General features: G+C 59.3%; 19 protein-coding genes and 1 pseudogene. 6 read left to right on the top strand and 14 right to left on the bottom strand.

Translation table 11 applies throughout. The features are described 5' to 3' along the window. Nucleotides 1-113 precede the first annotated feature (113 nt). The 6 genes from rpsP (at nt 114) to RWV98_RS01880 (ending at nt 3,264) form a co-directional block, all read left to right on the top strand. Entirely contained in the window at nt 114-353 is a 240-nt protein-coding gene (gene rpsP / locus RWV98_RS01905) for a 30S ribosomal protein S16 (RefSeq protein ID WP_280963192.1), read from the top strand. 20 nt (nt 354-373) lie between these two features. Further along, the gene (locus RWV98_RS01900) at nt 374-604 is read left to right on the top strand and encodes a KH domain-containing protein (RefSeq protein ID WP_280963211.1); all 231 of its coding nucleotides are present in this window, start codon (nt 374-376) and stop codon (nt 602-604) included. A gap of 70 nt (nt 605-674) precedes the next feature. Continuing rightward, nucleotides 675-1,178: a ribosome maturation factor RimM gene (rimM, locus tag RWV98_RS01895; protein WP_317863404.1), complete on the top strand. Its 504-nt coding sequence runs from the start codon at nt 675-677 to the stop codon at nt 1,176-1,178. Continuing rightward, complete coding sequence (gene trmD, locus RWV98_RS01890) at nt 1,175-1,912, top strand: tRNA (guanosine(37)-N1)-methyltransferase TrmD (protein WP_317863402.1); 738 nt, start codon at nt 1,175-1,177, stop codon at nt 1,910-1,912. The genes rimM and trmD overlap by 4 nt, the downstream gene beginning before the upstream one ends. A 120-nt stretch (nt 1,913-2,032) precedes the next feature. Continuing rightward, complete coding sequence (locus RWV98_RS01885; protein WP_317863401.1) at nt 2,033-2,593, top strand: RNA polymerase sigma factor; 561 nt, start codon at nt 2,033-2,035, stop codon at nt 2,591-2,593. A gap of 215 nt (nt 2,594-2,808) precedes the next feature. Further along, nucleotides 2,809-3,264: a hypothetical protein gene (locus RWV98_RS01880; protein ID WP_317863400.1), complete on the top strand. Its 456-nt coding sequence runs from the start codon at nt 2,809-2,811 to the stop codon at nt 3,262-3,264. A 42-nt stretch (nt 3,265-3,306) separates the two neighbouring features. Here RWV98_RS01880 and RWV98_RS01875 read toward each other — a convergent pair whose 3' ends face one another. The 14 genes and pseudogenes from RWV98_RS01875 to RWV98_RS01810 form a co-directional block, all read right to left on the bottom strand. Beyond that, entirely contained in the window at nt 3,307-4,248 is a 942-nt protein-coding gene (locus RWV98_RS01875; RefSeq protein WP_280963189.1) for a 1-phosphofructokinase family hexose kinase, read from the bottom strand. 130 nt (nt 4,249-4,378) lie between these two features. Next, a complete protein-coding gene (locus RWV98_RS01870) occupies nt 4,379-5,167 on the bottom strand; it encodes an esterase/lipase family protein (RefSeq protein ID WP_317863398.1) in 789 nt (262 codons plus the stop codon). After that, a complete protein-coding gene (locus tag RWV98_RS01865; protein ID WP_317863397.1) occupies nt 5,154-5,717 on the bottom strand; it encodes an accessory gene regulator B family protein in 564 nt (187 codons plus the stop codon). The genes RWV98_RS01870 and RWV98_RS01865 overlap by 14 nt, the downstream gene beginning before the upstream one ends. Nucleotides 5,718-5,725: 8 nt before the next feature. Next, the gene (locus RWV98_RS01860; RefSeq protein WP_317863395.1) at nt 5,726-7,084 is read right to left on the bottom strand and encodes a sensor histidine kinase; all 1,359 of its coding nucleotides are present in this window, start codon (nt 7,082-7,084) and stop codon (nt 5,726-5,728) included. Between the two features lie 8 nt (nt 7,085-7,092). Then, complete coding sequence (locus tag RWV98_RS01855; protein ID WP_280963185.1) at nt 7,093-7,815, bottom strand: LytR/AlgR family response regulator transcription factor; 723 nt, start codon at nt 7,813-7,815, stop codon at nt 7,093-7,095. A 492-nt stretch (nt 7,816-8,307) separates the two neighbouring features. Beyond that, nucleotides 8,308-8,790, bottom strand: coding sequence for a 23S rRNA (pseudouridine(1915)-N(3))-methyltransferase RlmH (locus RWV98_RS01850; protein WP_317863392.1), 483 nt, complete (start codon nt 8,788-8,790; stop codon nt 8,308-8,310). Continuing rightward, nucleotides 8,772-9,520 (bottom strand): annotated as a pseudogene (locus tag RWV98_RS01845) (MBL fold metallo-hydrolase). Before RWV98_RS01845 ends, RWV98_RS01850 begins: the two are co-directional and overlap by 19 nt. 135 nt (nt 9,521-9,655) lie before the next feature. After that, the gene (locus tag RWV98_RS01840; RefSeq protein ID WP_280963181.1) at nt 9,656-10,954 is read right to left on the bottom strand and encodes a UDP-N-acetylglucosamine 1-carboxyvinyltransferase; all 1,299 of its coding nucleotides are present in this window, start codon (nt 10,952-10,954) and stop codon (nt 9,656-9,658) included. A 171-nt stretch (nt 10,955-11,125) separates the two neighbouring features. Further along, on the bottom strand, nt 11,126-11,935 hold the full coding sequence (locus RWV98_RS01835) for a hypothetical protein (protein WP_280963180.1): 810 nt from the start codon (nt 11,933-11,935) through the stop codon (nt 11,126-11,128). 22 nt (nt 11,936-11,957) lie between these two features. Further along, nucleotides 11,958-13,259, bottom strand: coding sequence for a hypothetical protein (locus RWV98_RS01830; RefSeq protein WP_317863388.1), 1,302 nt, complete (start codon nt 13,257-13,259; stop codon nt 11,958-11,960). Continuing rightward, complete coding sequence (locus RWV98_RS01825; RefSeq protein WP_280963178.1) at nt 13,256-15,031, bottom strand: cell wall metabolism sensor histidine kinase WalK; 1,776 nt, start codon at nt 15,029-15,031, stop codon at nt 13,256-13,258. Before RWV98_RS01825 ends, RWV98_RS01830 begins: the two co-directional genes overlap by 4 nt. A 3-nt stretch (nt 15,032-15,034) precedes the next feature. Beyond that, complete coding sequence (locus RWV98_RS01820; protein WP_280963177.1) at nt 15,035-15,730, bottom strand: response regulator transcription factor; 696 nt, start codon at nt 15,728-15,730, stop codon at nt 15,035-15,037. A gap of 42 nt (nt 15,731-15,772) precedes the next feature. Next, nucleotides 15,773-16,312, bottom strand: coding sequence for an NUDIX domain-containing protein (locus tag RWV98_RS01815; RefSeq protein ID WP_280963176.1), 540 nt, complete (start codon nt 16,310-16,312; stop codon nt 15,773-15,775). Nucleotides 16,313-16,327: 15 nt separating this feature from the next. Further along, complete coding sequence (locus RWV98_RS01810; protein ID WP_317863385.1) at nt 16,328-18,232, bottom strand: glycoside hydrolase family 13 protein; 1,905 nt, start codon at nt 18,230-18,232, stop codon at nt 16,328-16,330. Nucleotides 18,233-18,283 lie beyond the last annotated feature (51 nt).

Here is an 18,283-nt window from a genome sequence, read left to right as displayed (position 1 = left end):
ATCGCGCGTTCGCGCGGGATTCTTCGGGCTACACCCTCAGAATGACAAATACCATCCGTTGCTTGTAAAATTATTTTACAATAGAGAATTGTTCTATGGGAGGTGAAACAAAGATGGTAAAGATTAGACTGCGCCGCCTCGGCGCTAAGAAGGCTCCGTTCTACCGCATCGTCGTAGCGGACTCCCGCTACCCGCGCGATGGCCGCTTCATCGAGGAGCTCGGCACCTACAATCCGCTGAACCACCCGGCTGAAATCCAGGTGAACGCTGAACGCGCTCAGGAATGGATCGGCAAGGGCGCTCAGCCGACCGATACCGTTCGCGGCATCCTGAAGAAAGCCGGCGTGCTGTAAGAATGAGTGAGGTTGTCGAAATGAAAGAGCTACTCAGCTACATTGTGAAGAATCTGGTTTCCGAGCCGGATGCGATTGCCATTACCGAAGAGATCGACGGCGACAATGTGACCTATTCCCTGCGCGTAGCGCCCGGGGACATGGGCCGCGTTATCGGTCGCCACGGCCGCATCGCCAAGGAAATCCGCACACTCATGAAAGCGGCAGGCAATCGTGAAAACAAGCGCGTCACTGTCGACATTGTCGACTAAAAGCGCCCTTAAAAGACCTGTTCATTTATTTGACAGGTCTTTTTTCTATCATTTTCGGAGGAAACAACCTATGCAGAAACAATTTTTAGAGGCGGGCAAGATCGTGGGCACGCACGGCGTAAGGGGCGATCTGCGCGTGCAGTCCTGGTGCGACAGCCCCGAAACGCTGTGCGAGTTCGACACGCTCTATTTCGAGGATAAGACCAAGGTGACGGTCGAGCGCGCGCAGGTGCACAAAAATATCGTGCTGCTGCACCTGTCCGGCGTCGATACGCTCGAAGCGGCGGAGGCGCTCAAAAACCGCGTGCTGCTGCTGGACCGCGAGGACGCTGAACTGCCCGAGGATCTGGTCTTCATTCAAGATATTCTGGGCTTTACCGTTGCGGATACCCGCACCGGCAAGACCGTGGGCCGTCTGCGCGACGTTATCACGACGGGTCCCGCGCACGATCTGTACGAGATTACGGGCGAGGACGGACAAATGGTTTATATCCCCGCCGCAAAGCCCTTTTTGCAATCCATCGATATGGAAAAAGGCGTTATTTATATCGAATCCATCGAGGGTCTGCTATGAAGATCGATATCATGACCCTGTTCCCCGAAATGATCGAAGCCGTGATGCGCGAAAGCATCATCGGCCGCGCGCAGGAAAAGGGGCTTGTTTCGGTATCCGCCACGAACATACGCGATTACGCGCTCGACAAGCACCATAAAGCGGACGACGCCCCCTACGGCGGCGGCCGCGGACAGGTGATGCTGGCCGAGCCGCTCTTCCTGTGTCACGAAGCGCTTTGCGCGGGCGGGCAGGTGCATACGGTGTTTCTTTCCGCGCAGGGCCGTCCGTTTGACCAAGCCAAAGCGCGCGAATTGCTTGCGCGCGAGCATGTGATCTTGGTCTGCGGCCATTATGAAGGCGTGGACCAGCGTTTTATTGACGCCTGCGTGGACGAGGAGATCTCCATTGGCGATTTTGTGCTGACCGGCGGCGAGATCCCCGCCATGGCCGTGGCGGACGCGGTATGCCGCATGGTGCCGGGCGTGCTGCCTGACGAAGAGGCATTTACCGCCGAAAGCCACTGGGCAGGGCTGCTGGAACACCCGCACTACACCCGCCCGGAGAACTGGCGGGACAGGCCGGTGCCCGACGTTCTGCTTTCCGGACACCACGCCAATATAGAAGCATGGCGACGCGAAATGTCGCTTCGCCGCACCAAGCAGGACCGCCCCGACCTATTCGCCCATTTCATCCCCCGCGATAAGACCGACCAAAAACTGCTCCGCCGCATTGAAGAGGATGAGCAAACATAAGCGCCGCATTGCTGCCTGCCTAACCCGCAGGCAGTTTTTTTATGAAAAGCCGTAACCTCGACGCCGCGATTCTCGTCTATATGGGTGAAGGCCTTTGCTCTCGCGCAAGGAGGAATAAATTTGACAGACGACGAAATCATCGCTTTATACTGGGACCGACAGGAATCAGCTATTTCGGCTTGCTCCAAGCAGTACGGCGGGTATTGCTATTCTATCGCCTACCGCATATTAAATTGTCGTGAAGACGCAGACGAGTGCGTGAACGACACATGGCTTAAAGCATGGCATGCGATCCCACCGGAACGTCCGGCCATCCTATCCGCTTTTCTCGCAAAAATCACCCGCAACCTGTCATTTGATCAATACAAAAAAAGAAATGCAAAAAAGCGAGGCGGCGGCGAACTTCCGCTTGTGCTGGAGGAGCTGGAGGAGTGCGTTGCCTCCTCCAGCAGCACGGAAGAGCCCGTATTGGACGCGGCACTTAGCCAAAGCATCAACCGGTTCCTGCGTGGATTACCGGAACAGGAGTGCAGCATCTTTTTATGCCGGTATTGGTACGGCAAATCACTAAAAGAGATCGCCGGGCAATTTTCCATCAAGGAAACCGCCGCGAAGACCCGGCTGTTCCGCACTCGCGCCAAGCTCAAAATCTTTTTAAAGAAGGAAGGAATCATTTTATGAGCCAGAGTGAACGGCTTTTTCTCGCAATCGGGAATGTGGATGATGTTTTGCTTGCGCGTTGCGAGCAAACGCAAAACCGCAGCATACATAAAAACGTTTGGTTCAAATGGGGTTTTGCGGCTGCGTGCCTGTGTCTGGTATTGGCCGGGGCATTCGGTTTATACACCCATTCTGGCCAAACGAATGGCGGCTCCGCTACACAGAATGGTAATAGGGTGATTGAAAGCTATACTTCCACCCCATCAAACAGCAGCCTATACGCTCCGCCGGAAAACGGAACAGTACTGCTTATGAACGGCGTGCAGGAGACTATATCTGAGCATGCAGGACAGAACACCCTCTATTTTCTCGGGATAAACTTCTTTGCCGACGGCGCTCCGCTGGCTGCTGACAGCGACGCGGTCACGGCGGAACTGAACCGGCTGACCAAGCTGGGCTATCAGGTTGGATATGCCACCTGCTGGACCTATGAGGGCGAGGGCACGCAACGCGACCTGCGCTATACGGCGGGCTATTTTACCGAACAGCAGCTGCTGGATTTTGCCGCGAGCGAACAGTACGGCTACAGCTTCCACTTTGTCACAAACGGCGACGGCTCACCGGTCGCTTCCGATAGCGGAATCGACGCGCCAACGGAGCCTGACGATCCATTGCAGGTACCCGTTCCATAGTAAAGACCGCCGGAGCAAACGCTCCGGCGGTCTTTACTCATTTTAAACTACATAGACCTCTGTGGTCTCGTATACCTCGTACACCTTTTTCAGCGTGGCCATCTCGGTACCGGCGAGGCGGCTGGACGCGCGGGCGGTGGCTACGGCAAAGCGCGCCATCTCGTCGAACCGCAGGCCCTTGCTGAGCGAATTGGCGATCGCGCCAACCATGGCGTCACCCGTACCGACCGAACCCTCGTCATAAATCTTGGGGTTGCAGTTGACATACAGCGCTTCGCTCTCGTCCTTAGAGACCAATAGCGCGCCTTCCTGCGCCATGGATACGCACACGGCGCGCGCGCCAAGCTCGAGCATCTTGCGCGCGGATACGACGACCTCCTCCGGATCGGCGGAGGGCTTATCGCCCACGGCGTCGGCCAGCTCAAAGATATTGGGCTTGACAAAATCCGGCTCACAGTCGAGCGCGGCCTTGAGCAGCTCTCCCTCGGCGTCGATAATGAGCTTGCAGCCCGCTCGCTTGATGGTCTTGCAGATCTTTAAGTAATTTTTCAGCGGAAAATCCGGCGGGCACGAACCGGCGAGCACGAAAATATTGCCTTCGTCCAGATAGTTCTCCATGCGGTCGATCAAGCGGAGAAAATCTGCGTCTTCGATCTTGGTGCCGGGCTCGTTCACCTCGGTATGGCCGCCCTGCGCGTCAATGATCTGGGTGTTGACACGGGTTTGGCCCGCGATATCCACAAAATCATGGTGGATATCGGCCGAAGTAAGCGAATCCTTCATAATGCGGCCGTTTGCGCCCGCGCAAAAGCCAAGCGCGATGCTTTCGCCGCCAAGGGCCTTGACCGCGCGGGAAACGTTGATGCCCTTGCCGCCCGGCTCTAGATAGCTGGACAGCGCACGGTTGAGCTTACCCACCACAAGCGGCTTGTCAATACGCAGCGTACGGTCAAGCGCGGTGTTCAGCGTAATAGTAATAATCATGGGAGCGACCTCCTCAAACTCTAGGACCGCGGGCGCGGCTATGCCGTATGCCTTTGATCGTATAGTTCTATTTTACAAAATTGCAAGCACAATGTAAACCCTTTTTGAAAATTCGCCTGAAACTGGCTGATTATCCTTCCAGCCCCCGCAAGCCGCGCACCAGCTCCGCATAAAAGGATAGCGGCCGGAACCGGGGCGTATCGCGCCCCATGGAATCCACCAGCTCCTGATGGGAAACGCCGTGCAGCGTGCCCCGGTACACGCCCCATTTGGCCGATTCCGGCGCGACCAAGCCGTCGGTCTCGCCCACCAGCGGACGCAAAACGGCATGGCTGGCCGCCATAAGCGGGTCGGTGCGGCTATCCGCCAGCTCCGCGCCCCAGCTTTGATAATACACGCGCGCGTCATCCGGATTTTCCCGATTAAAGCGAACAAGCGCCTCGCGCGTGATTTCGCGGCCCGCGCGCAGCACCGCAGGGTCGCGGTCGCCATGGCGGCGGGCGTGCGCCTCGGCCGCCACGCTCCACAGTTCCACCCCGGGGTGCAGACGCAAAAGAAGCTCGGCCAGCGGCGCGCCCCGGTTGGGCGTGGACAGCATGGTGAGCGACGCGACGCAGCCGCCCAGCCCCAGCGTGGAAATCAAATAGCGCGCCTCCAGTCCGCCTTTGGAATGGGCGATCAGGTGCGCGCGGGGCTGTCCGGTCTCCCGCAATGCGTCGCGCAGCGACAGCGCAACCCGCCGCGCGTTACCGGGCACCGCGCCCCACGCATCCTGTCCGCCGAAATAAACGGCGACGCCGTGCGCACGCAAAAACGCCGGCAGCCTGCCCCAATACGGGCGGGGCGACTCGTCCCAGTAGCCCATGCCGTGCACCAGCAAAATGGGGTACTTGGTCTTTAAAAGTTCATCTCTCCCCATGGGTCCCCGCCTTCATTTTGCAAACGCACAGCGAAACCGCCGTGCAAAACAGCACGATCCCGGCGAGCCTGCCGAATACCGCAACACGCAGCCAAAGCAGCGCGCACATAAGGGCCGCCACTACCAGCACGATCCCGCGCGCCACCCGCTTTGCCAGCTTGAACCGCGCGGGGCTGAGCGGATTGTTTTCATGCGGGACCGGCGCCATGCGCCAGATCGCGGCCGCCGACAGCAGCCCCACCGCCAAACACAGTCTGGCGGGCAGGTAATGTCCGCCCAGCATGGCCAGCGCCCACACCGCGTTGCTCAGAACAAAGCAGCGCAGCGGCGTTTTCGCATGATAGCCGCCCGCCCAGTTGCGCAGCGGCATGAACAGCAGATCGAACCAGAGCGTCTGCCAAAGCACATGGAACCAAAGCGCCAGCGCCAGCTGCACGACATTGTACGCAAGCGTATTGAGCAGGCAGAACAGGCCGTACTCCTGTACCGCCGCATCCTCTTCCTTGATCACGCCGCAGCGGACCAGAAAGGCGCTCCATCGTTTCAGCATGTCGTTGTCTACTCCTTTTCAGGCTCTATCACACTTATGTTTATGGTTTCGCCGCATTCGTTCGGCAGCAGGACCGTGATGCGGAAAGTGCCGGTATCCTTATGGTATTCCGCGCCGCACATGCCGTTGTACTTATCGGCCACGCGCCTGACCTGCGTCAAGCCAATGCCGTGCAGCAAGCCGCTCTTGGCGCTTTTGAAGCCGTTTTTTCCCTCTAGGGGTTCATTTTCACTCGGGTTCTCGCAGAAAACGACCAGCCGGTACTTCTGCTGCGCCACAATCAGACGCAGCCAACGATTTTTTGGATCCGCGTTCCTCTCACATGCCTCGATCGCGTTATCGAGCACATTGAACAGAACGGTGCAAAGGTCGCTCGTTTTTACCTCGTTTGTGTCCGGCAGGCTGAGATTGACCCGTACCCCGATACCGGCCTCGCGCGCGCTGGACAGCTTTGCGTGCAGCAGCGAATCAATCGCGGCGTTGCCGGTATTGACCCAAACGCCCGCGCCCTCTGCGGTATCCGATATCTGTTTCACGTATTCGAGCGCCTGACCGCTCTCGCCCTGTTCCAGCAGACCGGCCAGCGTTCGCAAATGGTTTTTCAGATCGTGCCGCATTCCAAGGATATTTTCGTACATGGCGGTAAGCGCCTGACGCTGTCTCTGCAAATTCTCCTGCTGCATGGCTTCGGATTCCAAACGGTATTTCCGCTCGGTCTCGCGCGACAGGCTGATAAACAGTATGGTGATCAGCACCAGCAGCACGAAAAGCACGATCGGCAGCACTTTCAGAAAATAACCGACATCACCCGTATTGTTCAGCACATAGGAAAGCGCCGTGGCGCTGCCGCCCAGCAACGCCGCGCCCGCGCTCAGACAGATCAGCTGCGGCGCGCGGAGATGCCGCGTATCCGGCACGCTCCGCTTGCGATGCAGAAAAAACAGCGTGCCGCCGAGCACTAAATACATCAGGCCGCGCGATTCCAGAATCCCGTATACCATAAAAAACGGTGTATCCGCCACCACCGTGACCGGGATTTTGAAAAGCGCCGACAGCGTGAGCGGCACCGTGCTTTCGCAAATATACATCAGCGCGTTGGCCAGCGCGGGCAGGCAAAGTGAAACACACCGCTTATGTTCCGAGACAAGATAGCAAAATACGATCTCCCCCACGAAAACAATGGCGAATTTGATCAGGTAAAACACCTGCAAGACGCTCATGACAGACGAGAGCGCAGCGCTGCACACAACAAAACAGATCCACTTTTTGTGGACCCATTTACTTCCCTCCGGCAAAAGTACGGTATTATAAAAGGATAGCTTGAGCGACGCATCCAGCATGGAGGAAAGGATCATTAAAATGTTCATTGCCGTTATCATAGGTTTTCTATAACGCTTTCCATGCGTTCAATGGTGGCGCGCTGAATCTTATCGCGGTACAGGCGGCTTACCGGCACCTTAATATCCTTTTTCAGGATCATTTCCGCGCCCAGCACCTTGGATACATAATCGACATTGACCAAATACGAACGGTGGCACTGCATAAAGCTCTCCTGCGGCAGCTTTTGCAGCAGTTCATACATGGTCATACGGCAGGTGACCTCGCCCCGATTGTGTACGATCCGGCACTCGTGGTCCATGGCTTCGACGAACAGGATATCGGCGTAGGAAAGAATGATCTGCTTGCCCCGCTGCGCAATGACGAGCTTTGCGTCCTCGCGCAAGCGCGCGTAACGCTCCGCGTGCTCCAAGCACTTTACGCAGTCCCCCTCTTTCAGCGGCTTGAGCAAGTAATGATAGGCGTGCACCGAATACCCCGCCATTTGATACTGACCGTGGTTGGTCACAAACACGATCGGCACATCCTCCGATATGGTGCGGATCTGTTTGGCGGTCTCGATCCCGCTGCGGTCCGGGGTTTCTATGTCAAGAAAAAAGATATCGGTATCGATGATTCTTTCATCGGTAACGTCGGCCCCGGAAACGCAACCGGTCACATGAACATTGATATTTTTATTCTGTGCCGCTTGCTCGATCGTTTCCTTGCACATTTTCAGTTCCCATTCGTTATCTTCCAAAACAACAACTTGCAAAACCATTTTGCGCTTCCCTCCCCACCCGTTGCATTGCAAGTCGCGCAGACGCAAATTCACGGAAAAATTGTTGAAATTCCAAACTCTGAGTCATATTGATTATACGTTAAAGCGACAAATTTTTCAAGTCTGGAAAAGTTCGCTTTTCCCCCTGCCTATTCCCAAATAAAACGAGGCTTTTGTCGTTTTTTCTTTGAAATTATATGTTATATTTCTTTATTTTTCTATTTCCAAACCTTTTCACGTCGCGTTAATTGCATTTCACGTCAAAGGTATTTACAGACGATGGTTTTGATGTTACAGTAATCATGCTCTTGTGACATGGAAGAGCAAAAATGTAATCGCTCCCCGTGAGCGGCTGCAAAGACTGCGGCCAAGCCACTTGCGCCGCGTCTCAATTACAATGACCACTTCTTCATTTCTATCATACAAAAAGCTCCTCATCCGAGGAGCTTTTTGTATTTTATCGGCACTTTTGTGATCGTTTGCGTGAACCGCTTACTTATGATACTTGCCGCCCGCGGCGATATTCAGCGCGCGGTAAAGCTGTTCGAGCGCCATGACGCGCGCCAGATGGTGCGGAAACGTCATCGGCGACATGGACAGCCGCAAATCGGCCCGTTGCTTGATACGCGGGGCAAGGCCGCACGAGCCGCCGATCAGTACGCACAGGCGGCTCACGCCCGAAACGGTGAGCTGCGACAGGTAGGCGCTGAACGCCTCGCTGGAAAGCGTCTTGCCTTCCACGCACAGCGCGATTACCTTGGCCCCCGGCAAAAGCTGCGCTTCGATCGCCGCGGCTTCGCGTTCCAACGCCGCGGCGAGCTCGCCTTCAGAGGGCGACTGCGGTAGGCGCTGCTCGGACAGCTCGGCCACTTCCAGCTTGCAGTAAGCGCCCAGACGTTTTCGGTATTCGGCGCAGGCGTCCGCCCAAAAGCGCTCGCCCAGCTTGCCCACGCAGATCAGTCGTACAGAGAGCATTGCACGCCTCCCTCTAAGACAATGGGCGCATCCATGCGTTCGCGCGGGGCGATGTACACCGCGCAGGGCGCAAGGCCCTTGAGCGCCAGCTGCGTTTGCTGCAACGCGAGCGCGGGCATGTTGTTATGCTCGCTCAGGTGCGCAAGAATCAGCGTGCGCGTGCCGCTTTTGACCAGCTCCGCCGCGCAGACCGCGCAGTCCGGGTTGGATAAATGGCCACGCGGACCGCCCACGCGCTGCTTGAGCATGTAGGGATAAGGCCCGGCCGCGAGCATGTGCGGATCGTGGTTGCTCTCTAAAACGACCGCGTCGCACCCGCGCAGCTGGTCGGCAATCTCGCCCGGTACAAAGCCCAAATCGGTCGCAAAGCCAAAGCGCGTGTCGCCGTTGCTCAATATGTAGCCCACGCTGCCCGCCGCGTCGTGCGGCGTGTCGAACGGCGTGACCCCGATCTCGCCGATGCCGAAGCGCTCACCCGGCTCGAACGTGGTAAGGCGCCCCTCCGGCGCGGTCTGCTTGAGATGCAGGGCAAGCGCGGTTTCCGCCGAGGCGTAGACCGGCGCCTGACTTTTTTCAGGAACATCGGCAGGCCCTTGATATGATCGGTATGATCGTGCGTGATGACCACGCCCGCGATTCGGTCGAGCGACAGGCCGACCTCGTGCAGCGCGGTCGTTATTTTGCGGAGCGATACGCCCAGATCGATCAAAATCGCGGTGGAGCCGCACATATACAGGCCGCAGTTGCCCGATGAGCCGCTCGCAATGCTGTAGTAAAAGCGCTGCGTCATAGATTTTTTCATACTCCTTTGTGCTCAGTCAAGAGAAAAGGGGCGGGAACTGCCGTCCCCCGCCCCAATATACGCTTAGTTTGCCTCTTGCATGCCGTTTGTGTTATCCGGGATCTCGGAACGGTACATATCCGCGCCCAGCGCCACAAACTTTTCCACAAGCGTTTCATAGCCGCGCTCGATGTTCTGCACCTGCTCGACCTCGGTCACGCCGCCGGCCGCAAGGCCCGCAATGACCATGGCCGCGCCCGCGCGCAGGTCGTGCGCGCGCACCGGCGCGCCCTTGAGTTCGCTCACGCCCTCCACGATGGCGATCTTGCCATCCACATGGATATTGGCGCCCATGCGGGTGAGTTCGCCCGTATAGCGGTAGCGGCTGTCCCACACGCCCTCGGTGACGATGCTGGTGCCCTCCGCCAAGCAAAGGGCCGTGGTCATCTGGGGCTGCATGTCGGTCGGGAAACCGGGATAGGGCAGCGTTTTCAGGTTGGTCTTGGTCAGCCGTCCCATGCGGCGCACGAGCACCGCGTCGTCAAACTCGGTGATCTCCACGCCCATTTCCTTCAGCTTGGCGGTAATGCATTCCAGATGCTTGGGGATGACGTTTTTCACCAGCACCTGCCCGCCGCAGGCCGCGACCGCCGCCATGAAGGTGCCGGCCTCGATCTGATCGGGGATGATGGAATACGAGCCGCCGCGCAGACGCTCCACGCCGCGGATTTTGATCACATCCGTGCCCGCGCCCTTCACGTCCGCGCCCATGGCGTTCAGGAAGTTCGCCAGATCGACGATGTGCGGCTCCTTGGCGCAGTTTTCCAGAATGGTCTGCCCCTTGGCCAGCACCGCCGCCAGCATCACGTTCATGGTCGCGCCAACGGTGACAACATCAAAATAGATGTGCGCGCCGTGCAGGCCGTCTTCCGGCGCTTCCGCGCGGATAAAGCCGCCCTTGGGCAGGGTTACCTTGGCGCCTAATGCTTCAAAGCCCTTGATATGCTGATCGATCGGGCGCACGCCGCCGAAGTTGCAGCCGCCCGGCATGGCCACCTCGGCATAGCCGTATTTGCCGAGCAGCACGCCCAGCAGATAATAAGAGGCGCGCAGCTTGCGCTCCAGCTCGTGGGGCTCCAGACTCGGCCGGAGGTTGTTTTCGATCTCGACCGTGGTCGCATTGACCAAACGGATATGCGCGCCGAGCTCGCGCATGATCTCAAGCTGCAATGTTACATCAATGATCTTGGGCACGTTCTCGATCCGAACCGGGCCGTCCGCCAGCAGCGCCGCCGGTACAATGGCAACCGCCGCGTTCTTCGCACCCGAAATGGTCACCTCGCCATTCAGGATCTTGCCGCCGTTGATTACATACTTGGTCAAAGCCTACCTACTCCTCACTCTTCTGTCCCGCGCCCCACAAAAAAAGTCGCGTTTCTTTTCTCTACATCACATTTTATGGCCGGAAGGCGCACTTGGTGCGCCCCGCACAAAATCTCACAATATATTCTACCACAAATTCCGGGAAAGGAAAGTTCTTTTTCCCGTTTCCCATTAAATCTCGGTTTTTTTGGCACAATCCACCAAATATTCGTGCTCGCTGGTTCGGATTTTCCAAGTTGGCGTGAGCTGCAAACGGCGGCCGCTGTCCTGCTGCAAGCGGTAGCCCACCGTCATTTCCTGTATCTGCCCGATATCCGGCGTGGACGCGGCAAAAGCGAGCAGCGCATCCGCCGCCGCGCAGTTCACCACGGTCTCCCGCGCGGTCGTGTACGGCGTGCCAAAGCTCCAAAAACCGGACAGGGAGACCGTTTCCCCCTCGTAGGTCAGTTGCAGCGACCGGTTGTGCACCGGCAGGCCCGCGACCGGACCGGTCAGCGTGGCGGCGCCCTCCGCAAAGGCGATCGAATCGCCCTTATCGAGCAGGCCCCAATCGCGGATGTAGGCGCGCAGGCGCTGTTCCGCCTGCCGCATGCCCTCCGGCGCGCCGCGCGTATCTCTGGCATGGCCCTGCACGGTGCCGTCGCCGTTCCATGCGACCTCGCCAAGGTCGCTTTCAAAAAGCACGGTGCCGTCCTCCCGCTCGGTGCGCTGCATATCCGCGCCCAGCATCGCGCGGGCGACCCGTTCCTCATCCGCGCGGCTGCGGTCCAGCGTCAGGGGCGGCAGAACCTTGTCATCGGGCAGCCGAAAGCTCTCGTCGAGCGTAACGCCGCTTTCCGCAAGCAGCGTGCGCACATGGCTGTTCAGCTCCTCGGCGCGCGATACGCGCTGATAGTACTGAAACCCCAGATTGCCCAGAAGGAACAGATTCACCGCCAGCAAAATGACGATCAGTACGTTTTTTACCTTATCCCATTGCAAAGCGGCGCTGCCTCCCTTCTGATCACTTCAAATAATAACGGCCGGGCACATAGACCCCGTCCTGCTCGCGATAGGCGACGATCAGTTCGCGCGCCGAGCCGTCCGACGCGGCGGCGGCCTGTCTGGCGGGCATGACGCCCTGCCGCACGTCCTCCGCCTCGAACCGCTGCAGATGGAGCGAAGCCGAAAGAAGCGCCCCTTCGCGGAACACAAAGGTGGCAAAATCGGTCTCGCCCAGAATCGGCACGCCGTTATAGGTCTGCACAAAGCTGAGCGTGGTCACACCATCCTCCTGCTGCACGCCGCAGAGCGACGCGCGCGTTTCCGCTTCCACCGCGCGCAGCGCGGTGTCGAGCACGGTGCGCGCGCAGTCGAGCTGCGCGTCCAACGAGGCAAGACCTTCGGCCTCGCCCCGGTCGTACGCGGAGATCGCGCCGCTTTCGCCGGAGGCGGTATACTGCGTCAGGCCATCCGCGTAAACGCGCATGGTCGACACATCGTCCGCAAAGACCTTGCTCTTGCCATCCTGCTCGGCATAGGAGCGCACATAGGGCGTATACTGGAACGCGTTCAGCAGCGTTTGCAGGCTGCCGCCGCCCTGTGCGTCAAACAGGTCGAGCGCGGTCGCCTTGAGGCGCGGCAGGGTCATGACGCCCTGATCGAACAATAGCGTTTCCGGATAGACCGCGTACGCGCTGCCGGAAAATTCGCAGACCGTGCCGCGGAAGCTCTCCTTGGCGCGCTGTATCGTGTCCGCGCTCACTTTCGCGGGCGCGGAGTACAGTTCCCCTTCTCCGGTGCGGATAAACAGCAGGCCCTCGCTTTCCGTATACACAAGCGTTTCCGCCGCGATGTTCAGATTCGACGATCCGCCCAGCCAGCCGGCCAAGACAGGCACGCGGATCGCGCCGTGGTAGCGCAGCAGCGCGGCGTCGCCCCCGGCAAGGGCCGCGGCAAGCGTTTGATCGTCCGTTTCGTTTAACTGCACGGCGGAACCCAGCACCTCGGCCCAAAGCGGGCTGGCGGCCTCTAATCCGGCTTCCAGATCGGCCAGATTATACTGCACGCCCGTCAGCTTGCCGTCCACGGTGATCGCCATCTGCACCGGCTCCGCCGCCGCGATGCCGGAAGAGCGCAGCTCATACCCGACGGCGCCGCCGGAAAGCTGATCGTATACGCGGCGCAGCGGGTTGTTCGCGGACATCTGCGATACGTTCAGCGCGGTGAGCCAGCACGCCGCGCACAAAACGCCGAGCAGCACCACCAGCGCCACCAGCAGGATATTTTTCGCTGTGTTCCCCGCCGAGTGGCTGGCCCCGGTCATACGGCTCCCTCCTCGGTCGGCTTCAGGTTCGTCGGCAGGGTGATAGTCACGATCGTGCCCTTGCCGTACTCGCTTGCGAGCGCGATCTTGCCTTCATGCTGCTCGATGATCTCCTTGGCGATCGCGAGCCCAAGGCCGGTGCCGCCCGCCGCGCGGGAGCGCGCCTTATCGACGCGGTAGAAGCGTTCAAACAGGCGCGGCACATCCTCCTTGGGAATGCCGATGCCGTCGTCCTCCACCGTGATACGCACGCGGTCCCCCGACAGCGTACAGGCGGACAGATGGATATGGCCGCCCTTTGGCGTATATTTGACCGCGTTCGACAGGATATTGATCACCACCTGCTCGATCCGCTCGCGATCGGCCACCACGCGGGGCAGATCGTCCGGCAGCTCGTCGATCAGGGTATGGCCGTTCTCCTCCGCGTTCAGGCGCATGGCCTTGGACACGCCGCGCAGCATATCGCGCAGCGAAAACCGCGTCATACGCAGATCCATGCGCCCGTAATCGAGCTTGGACAGCGTGAGCAGATCGGTGACGATGCGGGTCATGCGGTCGGTCTCGCTGGAAATAACGCCGAGGAACTGCTTTTCGGTCTCGATCGGCAGCTCGCCCGCGGCGTCGGTCAGGGTCTCGGTATAGGAACGGATATTGGTAAGCGGCGTGCGCAGCTCGTGTGAAACGTTGGCCACGAATTCGCGGCGCGCCTCGTCCAGCTTGCGCTGCTCGGTGATATCGTGGATGACGGCGATCACGCCGCCCTCGCCGTCCAGCGCGCCGTAGGGCGCGAGCGTGACCGAAAGCACGCGGCCGAAGCGCGTGATCTCGCTCGTCATGAACGAACGCATGGCGGTCTCGTCCGAGTCGGGCATGTTCAGATCGGCAAATATCTCGTCAAAGGTCAGGTTTTCCTCAAAGCGGATGCCGAGCATGTTCTCGGTCGCGGGGTTCATATGGATCAGCTTGCCCGAAGTGGTGAAGGCTGCGACGCCGTCCGTCATGTGCAAAAACAGGGTGGAAAGCTTGTCGCGCTCGCCCTGCACCTCGCCCACCGTGCTTTTCAGGGTCTTTGCCATGTAGTTGAACGAGCTGGTCAGCTCGCCGATCTCATCGGCGGACTGTACGCCCAGCGTTTGATCGAAGTTGCCCTCCGCGATGCTCTTGGCGCCCTCGGTGATGCGCTCGATCGGGGTGGTGATGGTTTTGGAGAGCAGGAACGAAAGCAGAATGGCGACCACCAGACCGAACATCATCGCCTGCATGACGGTCGAGAAAAAGCGGCCCGACAGCTCGGAAACATCCCGCTTATCATCCGCGATGTACACGATGTAGCGCTCGCCGCCCGCGTCGATCGGGATGGCGACGTCCATCACGTTGCCCGAGACCGCGCTGCGGTCGCCCACCTCGCCGGCCATGGCGGCCACGATATTGCTCGTGCGCGTCATTTCCGCGCCGAGAATGGCGTTGGAGCCGCTTTTAAACTGCCCCGCGCTGTCCAGTACGTAATAGTTGCGCGAGGTGTTGTTGACGCCGAGCCGGGGGGCGAGCACGGAAAGGACCTCGTCCAGCCCTTCCCAGCCCTTTTGCGCGGCGCTTTCCTGCAGCGAGCGCATGGTGTCCTCTTCATTGAACACACGGTCTACCTGCGTGCTGAAATCCTCTAAAAAATAGGTGGAAACGCTGTTGATCAGAAACGTGCCGACGACCGCCATCACCGAAACGATGAGCAGCACTAGAATCAGCACCAGCTTCATATGCAACGATCGAAACATCTGTTACCCCTCGTCCGCAAAATAATAACCCATACCGCGCTTGGTCATCACGTAGCGCGGGCTGGCCGGCTGATCCTCCACCTTTTCACGCAGGCGACGGATCGCCACGTCGACGGCGCGCAGATCGCCGTAGTACTCATAGCCCCAAACCTTTTCCATCAATTCCTCGCGGGAAAACACCTTGCCGGGCGCCTGCGCCAGAAAGCAGAGGATATCGAATTCACGCGCGGAAAGCTCAAGCGCGCGGCTGTTTTTATATACCATGCCGTTTTCCTGCGAGATACGCAGGCCGCCGCCCTGCTGCGCGGGCTGCTTTTCGCGTTCCTCCCCCGAAAGGGTGCGGCGCATGTTGGCCTTGACGCGGGCCATCAGTTCGCGCATGGAAAACGGCTTGGTGATATAATCATCCGCGCCGAGCTCCAGCCCCATGACCTTGTCGGTTTCTTCCTCGCGGGCGGTGAGCATGATGATCGGCGTATCCGAATCGGCCCGCACCCGTTTGCACACCTCGAACCCGTCGATACCGGGCAGCATCACGTCCAGCAGAATCAGATCGGGCGCGCCCTCCTGCGCGAGGCGCAGGCCGTCGTTTCCATCGTATGCGGCGAGCGTTGCATAGCCCTCGCGTTCCAGATTGAACACTAGGATATCGGCGATCGCCTTTTCATCCTCGACCACCAGAATCGTTTTCTTTTCCATGTTGTAAAACCTCCGCTTTTCGCCGCACGCCAAATGTTTCGGTCAAAACAGCCCCGCGAGCCTTGCGCGGTACATTGCCACGATGGTTTTCGCGTCCCGTATCTCGTCCGCGAGGATCATACGCTCCACCTCGCCGATCGGCAGGCGCACGGTCTCGACGAACTCATCGTCGTCCGGCTGCATCTCGCCCTCGGTCAGGTCGAGCGCGGCAAACAGATAGACGACCTCGGTCAGAAACCCGGGCGACGGGTACTGCGCGCCGAGCGGCACAATGCGCCCCGCCGTGCAGCCGGTCTCCTCGCGCAGCTCGCGCGCGCCGCAGGCCGCTTGGTCCTCCGCCCCGTGGTCCAGCTTGCCCGCCGGAATCTCCAGCAGGGTCGTTTCGTACGGATAGCGGAACTGCCGCACCAAAATAATATTGCCGTCCCCGTCGATCGGCAGCACGCCGACGCCGCCGACATGCTCGCACACCTCGCGGCGGGCCTTTTTACCGTTGGGCAGCAGCACTTCGTCCAAGCGCGCCTTCATGATGCGTCCTTCAAAGAAATACTGGGCGGAAAGCTGTTTTTCTGTAAAATCCATCTTTAATTTCTCCTTTTACGGGTTGCCGAAGCAGCGCAGGATATACGCGGTCTCCGCCGGTACCGTGATGCGCACGCCCTTGCTGTCCGCATGGTCGAATTCCTCGCCGGAAAGCAGATCGATCGCGTACACCGCGTCGATATAGGTGCGCACATCCTGATAGCCGCGGTTGACCATAATCAGCATGCGCGACTGCGGCCCCTTGCGCTCGAACTGAAGCAGGCTGCCGTACGATTTCAGGAATTTCAGATCGCCCCGCGCCAACGTATCGCTGTGGGCGCGGATATTGCACAGGTTGCGGTAAAAGCTTAAAAGCTCGCGGTCCTCCGCGCCCCACGGATAGGTGCGGCGATTGAAGGGGTCCTCAAAGCCCTGCCGGCCGGCTTCGTCCCCATAGTAGATCGTGGGCGAGCCCGGCATGGTGAATTGCAGCACGGCGGCCAGCTTAAGCCGCGCCTTGGCCGCGGCCAATCGCTCGGGCGGCAGCTCGTACTGCGCGCGTTCCTCGCGGCCGGCGTTCCAAAGCTCCTCGGGCGCGCCGAGCACGGTCAGCGCCCGCGCGGTATCGTGCGTGCCGATGATGTTCATCAGGTTATAAAACACGGCGCGCGGGTAGTTTTCGCGCACGCACTCCATGGTTTCGGCAAAGTGCTCCGCCGTGCCGCCGTTCAGAAACGCGAGGATCGCGTCCCGCAGCGGGTAGTTCATCACGCTGTCCAGCTCGCCGCCGTGCAAATAGCGGCGGCGTTCGGAATAGGCGATCTTGTTGGAGGCGTCCTCCCACACTTCGCCGATGACGAGCGCATCGTCCTTTTCACGGCGCGCGGCCGCGTTCAGGCGGCGTATGAACGAATCCGGCAGTTCGTCGGCCACATCCAGCCGCCAGCCGGACGCGCCAAGGCGCAGGTACCGGCGGATGACGCTGTCCTCGTCCTCAATGATATAGTTTAGATAATCCTCATCCATTTCGCGCACCTGCGGGAGCGTGTAAATGCCCCACCAAGAGGAATACTTGTCGGGCCACGATTGGAAGTCATACCAGCCGTAATACGGCGAATCCTTGGATTGGTGCGCGCCAAGGCCTTCATACCGGCCGCGGCCGTTGAAGTAGCGGCTGTCAAACCCGGTATGGTTGAAAACGCCGTCCAGCACGACGCGCATGCCGCGCGCCTTGGCTTTGCGGCACAGCTCGACAAAGATCTCCTCGCTGCCCAGCAGGGGATCGATCCGCTTGTAATCGCCGGTATCATAGCGGTGGTTGGAATAGGCCTGAAAGATCGGGTTGAAATAGATGGTGCGCACGTTTAGGCTTTCCAAATAATCCAGCTTGTCGATCACGCCGCGCAGCGTTCCGCCGAAGAAATCGTTATTGAGGATCTCTCCGTTCTCATCGGGCTTATAAGCGGGGATGTCGTCCCAGTTTTCGTGCAGCACGCGCGGGGCGATGCCCTCGCCCTCGGGCTGGACCGGCACGCGGTCGCGGCAGAAGCGGTCCGGAAAAATATTGTACGAAATGCCCTCGCCGAACCAAGCGGGCACCTTGTAATCCGGGTCGTACACCGTAAGCTGGTATTTATCTCCGATATTATCGAGCAGCTCGCACCGGCCGCCGTAGCCGCGCATGCAGTAATGCGGACCGTCCGACATTTCAATGGTAAAGTAATACCAATAAAGTCCGGGATGCTCGGGCGTAAACTGAACGCTGTACCGGTCGCGCTCGCCAAAAATGCCGTGCCAACGCATGGGCAGGCTGCGCGCCACGCCGCCGTCCTCCTCGATCCACAGGGTCGCATGGGCCGTGCCGCGCGCGCGTTCCGGATAAGCGGAAAAAACAACGGGTTTGCCGGCGGGCGCCGCTCCGTACGGCGTTTTGCAGGCTAAATCGCGGGAATGATACATGCAGTCGGGAATGGTTTTCAATACGTTTCCCCCAGTAAAACTCATATTTAACATGGCCCGTAAAACCATAGC

This window comes from Agathobaculum sp. NTUH-O15-33, assembly GCF_033193315.1.
GTDB lineage: Bacteria > Bacillota > Clostridia > Oscillospirales > Butyricicoccaceae > Agathobaculum > Agathobaculum faecihominis_A.
Note: the sequence above shows the minus strand (reverse complement) of the source record. Positions and strands in the feature narration are given on the sequence as shown.

Excerpts from the sequence above, each read along its gene's own strand:
- rpsP (WP_280963192.1), top strand. The coding sequence starts at position 114 with ATGGTAAAGATTAGACTGCGCCGCCTCGGCGCTAAGAAGGCTCCGTTC.
- RWV98_RS01900 (WP_280963211.1), top strand. The coding sequence starts at position 374 with ATGAAAGAGCTACTCAGCTACATTGTGAAGAATCTGGTTTCCGAGCCG.
- rimM (WP_317863404.1), top strand. The coding sequence starts at position 675 with ATGCAGAAACAATTTTTAGAGGCGGGCAAGATCGTGGGCACGCACGGC.
- trmD (WP_317863402.1), top strand. The coding sequence starts at position 1,175 with ATGAAGATCGATATCATGACCCTGTTCCCCGAAATGATCGAAGCCGTG.
- RWV98_RS01875 (WP_280963189.1), bottom strand. The coding sequence starts at position 4,248 with ATGATTATTACTATTACGCTGAACACCGCGCTTGACCGTACGCTGCGT.
- RWV98_RS01870 (WP_317863398.1), bottom strand. The coding sequence starts at position 5,167 with ATGGGGAGAGATGAACTTTTAAAGACCAAGTACCCCATTTTGCTGGTG.
- RWV98_RS01865 (WP_317863397.1), bottom strand. The coding sequence starts at position 5,717 with ATGCTGAAACGATGGAGCGCCTTTCTGGTCCGCTGCGGCGTGATCAAG.
- RWV98_RS01860 (WP_317863395.1), bottom strand. The coding sequence starts at position 7,084 with ATGAACATTTTAATGATCCTTTCCTCCATGCTGGATGCGTCGCTCAAG.
- RWV98_RS01855 (WP_280963185.1), bottom strand. The coding sequence starts at position 7,815 with ATGGTTTTGCAAGTTGTTGTTTTGGAAGATAACGAATGGGAACTGAAA.
- RWV98_RS01850 (WP_317863392.1), bottom strand. The coding sequence starts at position 8,790 with ATGCTCTCTGTACGACTGATCTGCGTGGGCAAGCTGGGCGAGCGCTTT.
- RWV98_RS01830 (WP_317863388.1), bottom strand. The coding sequence starts at position 13,259 with ATGACCGGGGCCAGCCACTCGGCGGGGAACACAGCGAAAAATATCCTG.
- RWV98_RS01825 (WP_280963178.1), bottom strand. The coding sequence starts at position 15,031 with ATGTTTCGATCGTTGCATATGAAGCTGGTGCTGATTCTAGTGCTGCTC.
- RWV98_RS01820 (WP_280963177.1), bottom strand. The coding sequence starts at position 15,730 with ATGGAAAAGAAAACGATTCTGGTGGTCGAGGATGAAAAGGCGATCGCC.
- RWV98_RS01815 (WP_280963176.1), bottom strand. The coding sequence starts at position 16,312 with ATGGATTTTACAGAAAAACAGCTTTCCGCCCAGTATTTCTTTGAAGGA.